Raw genomic sequence first — 13,458 nt, forward strand, 5'->3', positions numbered from 1 at the left:
TGCGAGTACGATCCGGCCATCATGCGCACGAGCTGGGAGGACGGACGTTGGGACAGCTGAGTGGCGGGGACCCCTCTCTGTTGCGGCGTATCAACTCCGCGGTGGTGCTGCACGCGCTGCGTGCCGCGGACTTGGCGACGCTCACGGAGATCACCCGCGTGACCGGGCTCTCCCGGCCCACCGTCGAGGGGGTCGTGGAGGGGCTCATCGAGGCCGGACTCGTGGTGGAGTCACCGGCCGAGGACGGCGGCGCACGGCGCCAGGGCCGCCCTGCGCGGAAGTTCCGTTTCCGGGCGGAGGCGGGTCATCTGCTGGGCCTGGAGATCGGTCCGCACCGGGTGGCCGCCGTGCTCTCGGACCTGGACGGCAAGGTGCTCGGGGCGGCCTCGAAGGGTGTCTCGGCGGAGGCCTCCGCGGACGACAGGCTCGAACGTCTGCGTACCGTGGTCGCCGATCTGCTGCGGCGCGCCGGGATCGCCCGCAGTTCGCTGCGTGCCGTCGGGGTGGGCAGCCCGGGCATCCTGGACGCGGACGGCACGGTGCGGCTGAGCACGGCGCTGCCCGAGTGGACGGGGCTTCAGCTCGGCGAGCGGCTGCGCAGGTCGTTCAAGTGCCCGGTCCTGGTGGAGAACGACGCCAACGCCGCGGCTGTCGCCGAGCACTGGCAGGGCGCGGCAGCCGACACGGATGACGTGGTGTTCGTCCTCGCCGGGCTGAGCCCGGGGGCGGGGTCGCTGATCGGCGGGCGGCTCCACCGGGGCTACGGCGGCGCCGCGGGCGAGATCGGCGCGCTGCACCTGCTGGGCAGGGAGGTCACTCCGGAGACGCTGCTCTCCACCACGGGCGAGCCACTGCATCCCCTGGACGAGCAGGCCGTCGCCGAGGTCTTCGCGCATGCGCGCGAGGGTGACGAGCGGGCGCAGGCCGCGGTGGAGCGGTTCATCCAGCGGCTCGTGCACGACGTGGCCGCTCTGGTACTCGCCCTCGATCCGGAGCTGGTCGTCGTGGGCGGCTGGGCGGCGGGTCTGGACGGCGTCCTTGAGCCCCTGCACCGGGAGCTGGCGCGCTACTGCCTGCGGCCGCCGCGGGTCGCGCTGTCGATGCTGGGCGAGGCGTCCGTGTCGACCGGAGCGCTGCGGCTTGCGCTCGACCATGTCGAGGAGCAGCTGTTCGCCGTCGAAGGGACCGTCACCGCGCGTCGGTGACGGTCCCTTCGGCCGGGCGAAGTCAGGAGGCGCGGCGCTCCGAGTCGTGGTGGATCTCCACCCCGCCGGAGTCCCCGAACGTGAGGCGGCAGGTGTCCGCGCGGTAGGTGGCCACGGACACCGCGGCCGTGCGGCCCCCGGCGAAGAAGCGGGTCGTCACGACGAGCACCGGTGCTCCGGGGAGCCGGTCGAGGGCCCTGGCGTCGTCCGCGCGGGCCGAGCCGAGCTCCACGGCCCGGTCCTGCCCTTCGAGGCCGAGCCTGGCGAGCTCGCGCAGGACGACACGCGCGCGTGCCGCGCCGGACGGCGCGTCCATGCCGGTCAGTTCGGCGACGGACGCCGTGGGCACGAAGAGCAGCTCCGCGGCCACGGGCTGGCCGTTCGACACGCGGGTGCGGCGCACCATGTGCACCTGCTCGTCCGCGGCGGTCTCCAGCATCCGGGCCACGTCGGCCGGCGGGACCGCCGGAGCGCAGTCCGCGGGCTGCCAGGCGTCGCCGACCGCGCCCGGCCAGGCGCCCTGCGCGGATCCGACGGCCACGCCCATCCGCGGCGGGGCCACCGTGGTGCCCACTCCGCGGCGGCGCTGCAACCTGCCTTCGAGTTCGAGCTGTTCGAGGGCCTGCCGGAGAGTGGCGCGGGCGACACCGAAGCGGGCCGCCAGATCGCGCTCGTTCGGCAGGATCTCGCCCACGGCAAATTCGGAGTCGAGCGCCTCACTGAGCACGGTCTTCAGATGCCAGTACTTCGGCTCCGGCACCGTTTCGAGCTGAGTGGTCCCCACCCTGTCCTCCGCAATCGCCGTGACCGGCGGCGTTTTAGCGCCCTTGTTTATTAAAGGTTCCTGCACTATCCCTGCGACCATAGGCCTGCACCCACCCTTGGTCAAGACCAATCCTCGATCCGTTACAGCCTGCACAGGGACGATGCCACAGAGCATTCATCCGGAGTTCGCGCGGGGCCAAGCAGGCGTAATCGGCCAGGCACACATGAACGGCTGGCAAAGATCGCACGACTGAGCCCCCGCCAACCGGGACGGGGGCTCTGAAGTGCGACGACGCACCGCCGATGGCGGCGCGGGGCCGGGACCCTACGGAACGAGCGACGTGAGCTTGTCCGGATTGCGGACGATGTAGACGTCCTGGATGAGGCCGTCGGCGACGTCCAACTGGAATACGGAGTCGGCCCTGCCGTCGACCAGGATGAAGAGGCACTCCGCGCCGTTCGCCTCGATGAAGCGGACGTCCAGCTCGCGCGCGGCCCTCGCCACCTTGCCCGCGGTGCTGTGCAGGAAGCGGCCCACCTTGTCGGCGGAGTGCAGGGTGCGCAGCGGCGCCTTCGACTTGCCGCCGCTGTCGCCGACCAGCCGGACGTCCGGCGCGAGGAGGGACATCAGCCCGTCCAGGTCGCCCTCGGTCGCCGCGGCGAGGAAGCGTTCGGTCAGGTCGCGGCGCTCCGCGGGGTCGACCTTGTAGCGGGGCCTGCCCTCGTCGACGTGCTTGCGGGCCCGCCCGGCGAGCTGGCGCACGGAGGCCTCGGTGCGGTCGAGCGTGACCGCGATCTCGGCGAAGGGGAACCCGAAGGCCTCGCGCAGCACGAACACGGCGCGTTCCAGCGGCGAGAGGGACTCCAGGACCACGAGGACCGCCAGGGACACCGAATCGGCGAGCACGGCCCGCTCCGCGGTGTCCGGGACGGACGACTCCAGTTCGGTGGCGTAGGGCTCCGGGAGCCAGGGACCCACGTACGCCTCGCGCCGGGACTGCAGGTGGCGCAGGCGGTCGATGGCGAGGCGGGTGGTGACGCGCACCAAGAAGGCGCGGGGTTCGCGCACTTGGTCGTGGTCGGACGTCGACCAGCGCAGCCAGGCCTCCTGGACGACGTCCTCCGCGTCGGCCACCCGGCCGAGCATGCGGTAGGCGACGCCCATCAGGACTGGTCGGTGCTCTTCGAAGACGTCGGTCATGCTGTTGGTGGCCACGCTTCTATCCCAGCCCACGGAACAGCGCCTGTCCAGGCACTTTGGCTGCGGCACGCGGCACACTCGCCGCCTGTGGAGACCGGCCTCGCGAAGCGCCGCCGACCGCCCTCTTGAACTGGGAGCTACTGAGCGGTAATTGTTGCTGACAGCGTGTCTAACGTAGCGCGTGCCCAGCGTGTTGAGGAGCCGTCGCCCGGCGGCGGGGACAGGAGCAGTCATGGCCGCAGAGGTCTCCTTCAGTGTCGCGTCGCCCGGTGGCCCGCACACCGTGACGATCTCCTACGAACGGGCGGGCGCCGGAGAGCCCTTGCTGCTGCTCCACGGCATCGGCCACCACCGCCAGGCCTGGGACCCGGTGCTTGAGATCCTGGCCGCCGAGCACGACGTGATCGCGGTGGACCTGCCGGGCTTCGGCCGTTCGCCCGCGCTGCCCGACGCGATGGAGTACGGCCTGCCGTCGGTCGTCCCGGCGCTCGGCGCGCTGTGCGAGACGCTGGGGATCGAGCGTCCGCACGTGGCAGGCAACTCCCTGGGCGGGCTGCTCGCCCTCGAACTGGGCCGCGAGAAGCTGGTCCACTCCGTCACCGCGCTCTCCCCCGGCGGCTTCTGGACGCCCGCGGAGCGCCGGTACGCGTTCGCCACGCTCCTCGCGATGCGGCAGGGCGCACGGCTGCTGCCGCGGCCCGCGATCGAGCGGCTGTCCACCAGCGCGGCCGGACGCACGGCGCTCACGAGCACCATCTACGCCCGCCCCTGGCGCCGTTCCCCGGAGGCCGTCGTCGCCGAGACGCTCGCGCTGCGCGACGCCACGGGGTTCGACGCGACGCTGGCGGCCGGGCGCGACGTCCTCTTCCAGGACGACGTGACGGGCGTGCCGGTCACCGTCGCCTGGGGCACGCGGGACCGGCTGCTCCTGCGCCGCCAGGGGATACGCGCGAAGCACACCATCCCCGGCGCACGGCTGGTCCGGCTCCCGGGCTGCGGCCATGTGCCGATGAACGACGACCCCGCTCTCGTGGCCCGCGTCATCCTCGACACCTGCCGCTGACCGGCGCCCGGCGCGGGCGGCTCAGCCGTTGGTCCACGCGCGCGTGGAGAGCACCAGGCGGTAGCCGTCGGGGTCCTCGACGGTGACACCCCACTCGTTCCAGTACGGGTTCGGCGACTGGACGCGCTTGCCGCCGTGCCCCTCCAGCCGTGCCACCAGCTCTTCGGGAACCTCTCCGTCGAGGTAGATGACGAGCAGGTCCTCCTCGGTGGGGCGCGGCAGGACGGGCGCGGACGCCTCGTGGACGAGCTCCAGGTGCCACGAGGCGTCCGGACGGCCCACCATCAGGAGATCGTGCTCGCCGGGGGCGCCGCCGCCCTCGGCCCGGTACAGGACGCCGAGGCCGAGTCCTTCGACCCAGAACCGCTCGGCTGCCGCGAGGTCGCGGGACGGGCGGGCGATGCGGATGTGGCTCTGACCGCTGAACGGCACGGGACTCCCCCTCTGGTGCGGCGCGCCGGTCGGCCCGCCTGCGGGGCAAGAGCCTAGACAGTGACCGCGCGGCGGTTCCCCCACGCCTGTGGTGAGTTGTTCACTTGTGCTTCGCGTGGGCGCTGTGGCGCGGTACCGCCCGGGCACCCGCACACTGGTCGCACCCGTCAACTGGAGGCGCATTCATGTCGCAACGTCAGCCGAGTCCGTCCCCCCGTCGCCGCAGCGTGCTGCGCGGATCGCTCGCCGTACCGGCGGCGCTCGCCGTGCCCGCACTGGCCGGGGCCGCTCCTTCGCTCGCCCTCTCGGGCCGTCCGAAGGCCGAGTGGGGCGTACAGGCCGGAGACGTGACGGCGCACTCGGGGCTCGTGTGGGTCCGGTCGGACCGGCCCGCCCGGATGATCGTGGAGACGTCCGCCACCGAGTCGTTCCGCAACCCCCAGCGGTGGCGCGGCCCGCTGCTCGGCCCGGACACGGACTTCACGGGGACGACGCGGCTGCGCGGACTGCCCGCGGGAGAGCAGATCCACTACCGGGTACTGCTCGCCGACCCGGACGACCCGCGTCGTACGGGGAAGCCGGTCCCCGGCACGTTCCGCACCGCGCCGAAGGGCCGCAAGCAGGACGTCCGCTTCCTGTGGTCGGGGGACATCGCGGGCCAGGGCTGGGGCATCAACCCGGACCGCGGCGGCTACCGCATCTTCGAGGAGATGCGCCGCAGGGACCCGGACTTCTTCCTGTGCAGCGGTGACAACATCTACGCCGACGGACCCATCCTGCCCAGCGTCACGCTGCCCGACGGCAGCGTGTGGCGGAACGTCACGACGGAGGAGAAGTCCAAGGTCGCCGAGTCCCTCGCGGAGTTCCGCGGCGCGTTCCGCTACAACCTGCTCGACGAGAACCTGCGGCGGTTCAACGCCCAGGTGCCTTCGATCGTCCAGTGGGACGACCACGAGGTGCACAACAACTGGTATCCGGGGCAGATCCTGGCGGACGCACGGTACACGGAGAAGAACGTGGACGTCCTCGCGGAGCGCTCGCTGCGGGCGTTCAGCGAGTACTTCCCCGTCTCGACCCTGCCGCCGGGCGACGAGGACGGCCGGGTGTACCGGGTGCTGCGGCACGGCCCGCTCCTGGACGTGTTCGTCCTCGACATGCGCACCTACCGCAACGCCAACTCCCCCGGCAGACAGCCCGACGACGCCACCGGCATCCTCGGCGCCCGGCAGCTGGCCTGGCTCAAGCGCGAGCTGTCCCGCTCGCGGGCCGTGTGGAAGGTGATCGCCTCCGACATGCCGCTCGGCCTTGTCGTGGCCGACGGCAGGGAGAACTTCGAGGCCGTGGCGCAGGGCGATCCCGGCGCGCCGCTGGGCCGTGAGCTGCAGATCGCCGAGCTGCTGCGGCACATCAAGCACCGCAGGATCACGGGCACGGTATGGCTGACCGCCGACGTGCACTACACCTCCGCGCAGCACTACGACCCGTCGCGTGCGGCGTTCAAGGACTTCGCGCCGTTCTGGGAGTTCGTGTCCGGGCCGCTGGCCGCGGGCGGCTTCCCCGCGGCGAAGCTCGACGCGACGTTCGGCCCCGAGCAGAAGTTCATCAAGGCCCCGAGCCGGGCGAACACCTCTCCGGCAGAGACTCCGCAGTACTTCGGGGAGGTCGACATCGACGGCGGCAGCGGTGAGTTGACGGTGCGGCTGCGGCAGGAGGGCGGCGGGGTGCTGTTCTCCCAGGTTCTGCAGCCGGGCCGGGTGGGGCAGTGAGCAGCTGCCGGTGACCCGTCGCGGGCGGCGCCTGCGAAATTGCCGCCAAAGGGGCAGATGACCTCTTTACCCATCAGTCACAGGACGTTCGTGATCACGAAACACCGGTCAAGCACAGTGAACGTATGCGAGCTGACATGTCTGACGTGACACGGACCAAGCACGGACGCCCCGTTCATCACTGGCGGCGCGACGTGGTCGAACTGGCGGCCCTGTTCACCGCCGTCGCGGTGGCCGACGCCGTCGCGAACATGGTGGGGCACGGCCCCGACGGGCCCGCCCTGCTGGTGGTGTCTGCCGTGGTGCTGCTCGCCACGGCAGGCTTCCACATCTGGTGGGCCAGGAGGCACGACCACGCCCCTCCGCCCGCGCACGATACCGTCGCCCGGCCGCCCGCGGACGCGGAGCAGGCCGGGCCGACCACGACCTCCCCCACGGCCGGGGCGTCCTCGGCACTCCCCGGCGAGACCACCCTCTGGCGGATGCGCACGACCGTCCGGGACGAGCCGGGATCCCTGGCCGCGCTGTGCGTGACGCTCGCCGAGCACCGGATCGACATCCTCAGCCTCCAGGCGCACCCGCTGGCCGAGGGCACCGTCGACGAGTTCCTGCTGCGGGCGCCCGCGGAGCTCTCCGGCGCCGCCATCAGCCGGTCGATCGCGCAGGCGGGCGGCGCGGGCACCTGGATCGAGCGCGCCGACGCCCACGACCTGGTGGACGCCCCGACCCGGATCCTCGGCCTGGCCACCCGCACCGCGCTCGACGCGGCCGAACTCCCCCTGGCCCTGCGGCACCTCTTGGGCCGCTGCACCATCCGCTCGCTGCCCGCCACCTCGCGCACGGGAACCCGCGGGGACGAGGCCGCACCGTCGGAGGCGACCCCGGTGGACGGCGTGCTCGAAGGCACGGTGCTGCGACTGAAGGGCCCCGACGGTGAGGTCATCACCGTGGAGCGCCCCTATCTGCCGTTCACCCCCACGGAGTTCGCCCGTGCGCGGGCCCTCGTGGAGCTCGACACGCGGCTCGGCCCGCGCATTCCGCGCAGCCAGGACGTCCTGACGCTCCCCGAGGGCAACTCCATCACGGTGCGGCGCGCCGACACGGCCGACATCGAGGCCGCCAAGGCCATGCACGAGCGCTGCTCGCCCCGCACGCTGGACAAGCGTTACCACGGCCCGGTGCACGACGCCGACCGCTACCTCAACCACCTCCTCAGCCCCCGGTTCGGTCGCACGCTCGCGGTGCACACCGCGTCCGGACGGATCGTCGGCATCGGCCACCTCCTCTGGGACGGCGACGAGACCGAGGTCGCGCTGCTGGTCGAGGACGAGTGGCAGCGCCGCGGCATCGGCAGCCAGCTGCTCAGCCGCCTGGTGACGATGGCGGTCGAGGCGGGCTGCGAGAGCGTGTACGCGGTGACGCAGGCGTCCAACACCGGCATGGTGGCCGCGATGCGTGGGCTCGGCCTGCCGCTCGACTACCAGATCGAGGAGGGCACGCTGGTGATCACGGCCCGCCTGGACGTCACGCCGGTCAGTTCGCGGCTGCCGTACGACCACGCGCAGCGCCCTGCAGAGCGCCTCGGACATCCTCGGCAGGCGGAGCGCTGACGGTCCCGACTGCCGCCGGAGCAGGGACGGCGACCGGCACGGGACCCAGCGCCCGGTCCAGGTCGTGCCACAGGTCCTCGACGTCCTCGAGACCGCACGACATGCGCAGCAGCCGGTCGCTCACACCGGCCGAGCGCCGGTCCTGCGCATCCACCACCCGGTGGCTGATGGACGCCGGGTGCTGGATGAGCGAGTCGACGCTGCCGAGGCTGACCGCCGGGGTGATCAGCCGTACACCGGCGATCACCCCGTGCGGGTCGCCGTGCACCTCGAAGGCGACCATGGCGCCGCCCATCCGTGGATAGTGGACGCGGTCCACGCGCGGGTCGGCGGCGAGGCGGCGGGCCAGTTCCGCCGCGTTCGCCGAAGCCGCGCGCACCCGGACCGGGAGCGTCGCAAGGCCGCGCAGCAGCAGATATCCGGCGAGCGGATGCAGCACCCCGCCGGTGGCGAACCGGACCTGGCGCAGGCCGCGCGCGAGCTCCTCGTCGCACGCGACGACTCCGCCGAGGACGTCGCCGTGCCCGCCCAGGTACTTGGTGGCGCTGTGCAGCACCAGACGGGCGCCACTCTCGGCGGGCCGCTGCAGGACGGGCGTCGCGAAGGTGTTGTCGGCGAGCAGCGGCACCGTGCCGCAGGCGCGGGCGACCTCGGCCAGGTCCAGTTCGGCGAGGGTGGGGTTGGCGGGCGACTCGACCATCACCAGGCCGGTGTCGGGGCGGATGGCGTCGGCGATGCCCTCCGGGTCGACCCAGGTCACCTCCGTGCCGACGAGCCCCGCGGTGAGCAGGTGGTCGCTGCAGCCGTACAGCGGCCGGACGGCCACGACATGGCGCAGGCGCGCTGATCCCCGTACGAGAAGCACCGCGGTCAGCGCCGCCATGCCGCTGGCGAAGGCGACCGCGCTCTCGGTGCCTTCGAGCCGGGCGAGGGCGGTCTCGAAGCGGGCGACGGTCGGATTGCCGAGCCGGGCGTAGACCGGCGGCCCGTCGTCGACGACCCCTTCGGCGGCGAAGGCGTCGATGCGGGCGGCCTCGGCCCTGCTGTCGCGGGAGGGGTAGGTCGTGGAGAGGTCGATCGGCGGGGCGTGCAGGCCCATTTCGGCCAGATCGTCCCGCCCTGCGTGCACCGCTTCGGTGGCCAGGGCGCGCGAGGGTGGGGTGCTGCCGACGGAGGGTGTGTGCGGTGCTTTCCCGGTGTTCGCTTCCATGCCGCACAGGCTGAACAACACCCGGGGCCATGGGCCCGCACCCCGTGCTACGTTCGGCCGATGGCCGATTCTGTCGCACTGGACCCGGTGGACCTCCACATATTGCGCGTGCTGCAGAACGATGCCCGGACCACTTATCGGGACCTGGCGGCGCACGTCGGGGTCGCGCCCTCCACGTGTCTCGACCGTGTGACCCGGCTGCGGCGTTCCGGGGTGATTCTCGGACACGAGCTGCGCCTGGACCCGGCGAAGCTCGGCCGCGGGGTCGAAGCGCTCCTCTCCGTACAGGTCCGACCGCACCGCAGGGATCTCGTCGGCCCCTTCGTGGAGCGCGTCAGGGCCCTGCCCGAGTCGTTGTCCCTCTTCCACCTCACGGGCCCCGAGGACTTCCTCGTGCACGTGGCGGTGGCCGGGCCCGCGGACCTGCAGCGGCTCGTCCTCGACGAGTTCACCGCACGGCGCGAAGTGGCGCGCGTCGAGACCCGGTTGATCTTCCAGCAGTGGGCGTGCGGCCCGCTGCTGCCGCCCGACGCCGCATCCGACCCGGCGCAGGATCCACCGAGTGAATCATGGTGACGCGCAGCGGTCCCGCGTACGAGGATGTCCGCATGTCAGTCACCGAGAACCCGCATCCGAACACCGGCCCCCTGCCCCGCGCCGTCGCCGACGCCTACGTCGACGAGCTCATCGCCCTCGACCCCATCACGGGCACCTACCTCGGCATCGCGGAGAGCAGCAGCAAGCTCCCCGACACCTCCCCCGAGGGCCAGGAGGCCATCGCCCGGCTGGCGCGCACGACATTGGCCCGGCTGGACGAGGCGGAGCGCAGGCCCGGCGCGGACAGCGAGTCCGAGCGCCGCTGCGGGCGGCTGCTGCGGGAGCGGCTGACCGCGCAGCTGGCCGTGCACGAGGCCGACGAAGGGCTGCGATCGGTCGGCAATCTGCACACGATGCCGCATCAGGTGCGGGAGATCTTCAACCTGTCCCCCATGGAGACGGAGGACGACTGGGCCGCGATCGCCGAGCGGCTGCGCGCCGTACCGACCGCGCTCGAGGGGTACCGGGCCTCGCTCGAACTGGGCCTGGAGCGGAAGCTGTTCGGGCCGCCGCGCCCCACCGACACCTTCATCGGACAGCTCACCGAGTGGGCGGGGGAAAGCGGCGACGCCCCGAGCGGGCGCGGCTGGTTCGAGGACTTCGCGTCCGCGGGGCCGGACGCGCTGCGCGCCGATCTCGACACCGCGGCCCGCGCGGCCACCGCGTCGGTCGTGGCGCTGCGCGACTGGATGCGGGACGTCTACGCACCCGCGATCGAGGGCGCCCCCGACATCGTGGGCCGCGAGCGCTACGCCCGCCTGTCCCGCGAGTGCAACGGCACGGACCTGGACCTCGACGAGGCGTACGCGTACGGCTGGTCGGAGTTCCACCGGCTGCTCGCCGAGATGAAGACCGAGGCCGAGAAGATCCTGCCCGGCGCGGCCACGCCGTGGGTGGCACTCGCCCACCTGGACGAGCACGGTGCGCACATCGAGGGCGTGGACGAGGTCCGGGTCTGGCTGCAGGAGCTGATGGACGAGGCGATCGACGCCCTGGACGGCACCCACTTCGAACTCGCCGAGCGGGTGCGGAAGGTGGAGTCGCACATCGCTCCGCCCGGCGGCGCGGCGGCCCCCTACTACACGGGCCCGTCCGAGGACTTCTCGCGGCCCGGCCGCACCTGGCTGCCGACGATGGGCGAGACCCGCTTCCCGGTCTACGACCTCGTCTCGACCTGGTACCACGAGGGCGTGCCGGGCCATCACCTCCAGCTCGCCCAGTGGGCGCACGTGGCGGAGGACCTCTCCCGCTACCAGGCGACCGTCGGCATCGTCAGCGCCAACGCCGAGGGCTGGGCGCTGTACGCGGAGCGGCTGATGGACGAGCTCGGTTTCCTCACCGACCCGGAGCGCAGGCTCGGCTATCTCGACGCGCAGATGATGCGCGCGCTGCGGGTCATCGTCGACATCGGGATGCACCTGGAACTGGAGATCCCCGCGGACTCCCCCTTCCGCCCCGGTGAGCGCTGGACGCCGGACCTCGCCCAGGAGTTCTACGACGCGCACTGCAGCCGCCCCACGGACTACGTGACGAGCGAGATGACCCGCTACCTCACCATTCCGGGCCAGGCGATCGGCTACAAGCTCGGTGAGCGTGCCTGGCTGCTCGGCCGGGAGAACGCGCGGCGCCGGCACGGTGCCGCGTTCGACGCGAAGGCGTGGCACATGGCCGCGCTGTCGCAGGGGCCCCTGGGCCTGGACGACCTGGTGGAGGAGTTGTCCGCGCTCTGAGCGCCGGGCTTCAGCGGCGGCAGCCGCCTTCCGAGTCGATGACCTGACCGGTGATCCACTCCGCCTCGTCCGTGGCGAGCCACGCGATGAGGCGGGCCGGGTCGTCCGGCATGCCCCAGCGGCCCGCCGGGAAATGGGACTCGACCTCCGCGTAGGCCTCGCCGTGGAGGTAGTCCGTGTCCACGGGGCCGGGGTTGATGCAGTTCACCGTGATGGCGAGGTCGGCCAGTGCGGTGGCGAGCGAGCGGGTCGCCGAGGCCAGGGCGCCCTTCTGCAAGCCGTACGCGATCTCGTCCGGCATGCCGTCCGCGATGTCCTGCCCCGACGTCATCATCACGACGCGGCCGCCCGGGGTGCGGTGCGGCACCTGTGTGCGCAGCCGTGCGTACGCCTGGACGAGGAGGATCACGGAGCGGGTGTCGACCGCCCAGTGCGCGTCGAGCATGGCCGCATCGATCTCGTCGAGCGATCCGTCGCTGCCGCTCAGCGCATGGTTGGCGACGAGGATGTCGAGGCGGCCGCCGAGTGCTTCGGCGGCCGTCCCGATCAGCTCGGCGGGCGCCGAGGGCTCCGTGAGGTCGCCGGGCCCGGCGACGACCGGCGCGTCCGGGTCGCCGAGCGCCTCGCGCACTCCGGCGACGACGTCCTCCGTCCGGTCGGCGCCCCAGGGCATCGCGGCATCGTGCGGGATGTGATGGTGCAGGTAGACCCCGGCGCCGTACGCGGCGAGCCGTCGGGCGACGGCATATCCGATGCCCCCGCGTCGGCTGGCCCCGGTGACGAGGGCGGTCCTGCCGCGCAACGGGAGCGGGTCACGGCGGAGTTGGGCGGGTGTGGGCGGTGGCAAGTGCGGCATGACTGACCATGGTGGACGCCGGGACTCCGTCCCGCACGTGATTTCTTCCGGCCTGGCAGTCAGCAGCCGCAGTCCTCGGCGTCGACCGGGGCGGTGAGCGCGTCGGGGTCGCGCCGCTCGCGGCCCTCCCACGTCTCGAACTCGAATCCCTCGCGCGCCCAGTACTCGAAGCCGCCGAGCATCTCCTTGACCTGGAAGCCCAGTTGGGCGAGGGCGAGTGCCGCGCGGGTCGCGCCGTTGCAGCCGGGGCCCCAGCAGTAGGTGACGACCGGCACCGACTTGTCCAGGAGCAGCTCCGCCTGCTCGGGGATGAGGGCGGTCGGCAGGTGGACGGCGCCGGGGACGTGTCCCTGGTCCCAGGAGGCGGTGGAGCGGGTGTCGATGACGACGAAGCCCGGGTCGCCGTCCTCGGCGAGCGCCGCGGCCACATCGGACACGTCGGCGTGGAAGGCGAGGCTCGCGCCGAAGTGGGCGGCGGCCGCGGCCGGGGACGCGGGAGGAATCCGCAGGACCGCATTTCCGGCTGCGGGCGGTGCCGCAGTGGGGTGGGACGGAGCGGAAGAAGGGGCGCTGAGCTGCACGTTCGTGTTGTTCATGGCCAAAAATCTACGGGTGGCGACCGGAACTCTGAAGCGGTGATCCCCGGCATCCCCACGGGCTCACCGTCGAATTCCCGGCGAATCACGGTTCGACCGCCCCCTTCCCCCGCGGGCCGCGCAGGGGAAGCCAACAGGGTTGTCGTGAAAGGGCGTTGCCAGGAGTACGCACCTTCCGCCGAGAATGGTCCGGACCAGGATTCGGCTTGATCATGCACTGCTCCGCAAGCCCACCCATGGCCGCGACAACCGCACAGAAGGCACGGTCGGCACCCTTGCGCCGCCCACAACTCCTCTGCCAGATTCTCTCCCGCCAGAGATGGCATGCACGCGACAGAAGATACCCGCCTTCCAAGCGTGCACTGCGACTGCATACCTATGCGGTCTCGTCCTCATCAAGGACGTTTCATCCCCACACAATGGAGAC

12 protein-coding genes are annotated in these 13,458 nt (G+C 72.2%); 6 read left to right on the forward strand and 6 right to left on the reverse strand.

Annotation, left to right across the window (positions count from 1 at the left end):
• Positions 1-47 precede the first annotated feature (47 nt).
• Positions 48-1,205 carry an ROK family transcriptional regulator gene (locus tag ABZV77_RS09375; protein ID WP_356252598.1) on the forward strand — a complete coding sequence of 386 codons (1,158 nt, stop codon included), beginning with the start codon at positions 48-50 and terminating at the stop codon, positions 1,203-1,205.
• Positions 1,206-1,227: 22 nt separating this feature from the next.
• On the opposite strand, the gene ABZV77_RS09380 is transcribed toward ABZV77_RS09375, so the two are convergent.
• Together ABZV77_RS09380 and ABZV77_RS09385 are read right to left on the reverse strand one after the other, a co-directional pair.
• Complete coding sequence (locus ABZV77_RS09380) at positions 1,228-1,989, reverse strand: GntR family transcriptional regulator (RefSeq protein WP_356252601.1); 762 nt, start codon at positions 1,987-1,989, stop codon at positions 1,228-1,230.
• Positions 1,990-2,295: 306 nt separating this feature from the next.
• Positions 2,296-3,186, reverse strand: coding sequence for an RNA polymerase sigma-70 factor (locus tag ABZV77_RS09385; RefSeq protein WP_356252604.1), 891 nt, complete (start codon positions 3,184-3,186; stop codon positions 2,296-2,298).
• Between the two features lie 217 nt (positions 3,187-3,403).
• Between ABZV77_RS09385 and ABZV77_RS09390 the strand changes: the two genes are divergently transcribed.
• A complete protein-coding gene (locus tag ABZV77_RS09390; RefSeq protein WP_356252607.1) occupies positions 3,404-4,234 on the forward strand; it encodes an alpha/beta hydrolase in 831 nt (276 codons plus the stop codon).
• 21 nt (positions 4,235-4,255) lie between these two features.
• Here ABZV77_RS09390 and ABZV77_RS09395 read toward each other — a convergent pair whose 3' ends face one another.
• On the reverse strand, positions 4,256-4,666 hold the full coding sequence (locus tag ABZV77_RS09395; RefSeq protein ID WP_356252610.1) for a VOC family protein: 411 nt from the start codon (positions 4,664-4,666) through the stop codon (positions 4,256-4,258).
• A gap of 185 nt (positions 4,667-4,851) precedes the next feature.
• Between ABZV77_RS09395 and ABZV77_RS09400 the strand changes: the two genes are divergently transcribed.
• Complete coding sequence (locus ABZV77_RS09400; RefSeq protein WP_356252613.1) at positions 4,852-6,432, forward strand: alkaline phosphatase D family protein; 1,581 nt, start codon at positions 4,852-4,854, stop codon at positions 6,430-6,432.
• Between the two features lie 137 nt (positions 6,433-6,569).
• On the forward strand, positions 6,570-8,042 hold the full coding sequence (locus tag ABZV77_RS09405; RefSeq protein ID WP_356252616.1) for a GNAT family N-acetyltransferase: 1,473 nt from the start codon (positions 6,570-6,572) through the stop codon (positions 8,040-8,042).
• On the opposite strand, the gene ABZV77_RS09410 is transcribed toward ABZV77_RS09405, so the two are convergent.
• On the reverse strand, positions 7,966-9,252 hold the full coding sequence (locus tag ABZV77_RS09410) for a PLP-dependent transferase (RefSeq protein ID WP_356252619.1): 1,287 nt from the start codon (positions 9,250-9,252) through the stop codon (positions 7,966-7,968). The two genes, ABZV77_RS09405 and ABZV77_RS09410, sit on opposite strands and share 77 nt — an antisense overlap.
• Before the next feature lie 60 nt (positions 9,253-9,312).
• Between ABZV77_RS09410 and ABZV77_RS09415 the strand changes: the two genes are divergently transcribed.
• Positions 9,313-9,828: an Lrp/AsnC family transcriptional regulator gene (locus ABZV77_RS09415; protein ID WP_356252622.1), complete on the forward strand. Its 516-nt coding sequence runs from the start codon at positions 9,313-9,315 to the stop codon at positions 9,826-9,828.
• 32 nt (positions 9,829-9,860) lie between these two features.
• Positions 9,861-11,579, forward strand: a complete 1,719-nt coding sequence (locus ABZV77_RS09420; protein ID WP_356252625.1) for a DUF885 domain-containing protein — start codon at positions 9,861-9,863, stop codon at positions 11,577-11,579.
• 10 nt (positions 11,580-11,589) lie between these two features.
• Here the strand turns inward: ABZV77_RS09420 and ABZV77_RS09425 are convergent, their stop codons facing one another.
• A complete protein-coding gene (locus ABZV77_RS09425; RefSeq protein WP_356252628.1) occupies positions 11,590-12,435 on the reverse strand; it encodes an SDR family oxidoreductase in 846 nt (281 codons plus the stop codon).
• A gap of 59 nt (positions 12,436-12,494) precedes the next feature.
• Positions 12,495-13,031, reverse strand: a complete 537-nt coding sequence (locus ABZV77_RS09430; protein ID WP_356252631.1) for a rhodanese-like domain-containing protein — start codon at positions 13,029-13,031, stop codon at positions 12,495-12,497.
• Between the last annotated feature and the right edge of the window lie 427 nt (positions 13,032-13,458).

The sequence above is a fragment of the Streptomyces sp. NPDC004732 genome (assembly GCF_040609235.1).
Classification (GTDB): Bacteria; Actinomycetota; Actinomycetes; order Streptomycetales; family Streptomycetaceae; genus Streptomyces.